The 458-nt window shown below is 47.4% G+C and carries 1 protein-coding gene; it reads right to left on the bottom strand.

The genetic code is table 11. The features are described 5' to 3' along the window. Positions 1–458, bottom strand: a 458-nt coding sequence (locus tag ACX5KA_RS05595; protein WP_458730622.1) for an IS256 family transposase, incomplete at both ends; no start/stop codon positions are given.

Genomic DNA, 458 nt, shown 5'->3' with positions numbered 1-458 from the left:
TCTACACAAGCAATAAGGATGTCTTCTACGCCACGCTGCTGAAGTTCGGTTAGCACGTTTAGCCAGAACTTAGCGCCTTCATTCTCGGCTATCCACATGCCCATCAACTCTTTGTGGCCTTCGGTATTGATGCCCAAGGCCAGGAAGATAGATTTGTTGATGATGCGTTTATCTTGGCGTACTTTCACCACGATACAGTCGAGGTAAACGATGGGGTAAATAGCATCTAACGGGCGTGACTGCCACTCGACCACTTGCTCGATAACCGCATTAGTGACGCGAGAAACCAATGTTGGCGATATCTCAGCACCGTACCATTCATCAAACGCATTGACGATTTCACGAGTACTCATGCCCTGTGCATAAAGCCAGAGGATTTTATCGTCCATTGACGTAAAGCGAGACTGATGTTTTTTAACGAGTTTAGGTTCAAAGGAGCCTTCACGGTCACGAGGTGT

The sequence above is a fragment of the Alteromonas alvinellae genome, assembly GCF_902705805.1.
The sequence above is the reverse complement of the archived record's forward strand: the minus strand, read 5'-3'. Positions and strand labels throughout refer to the sequence as shown.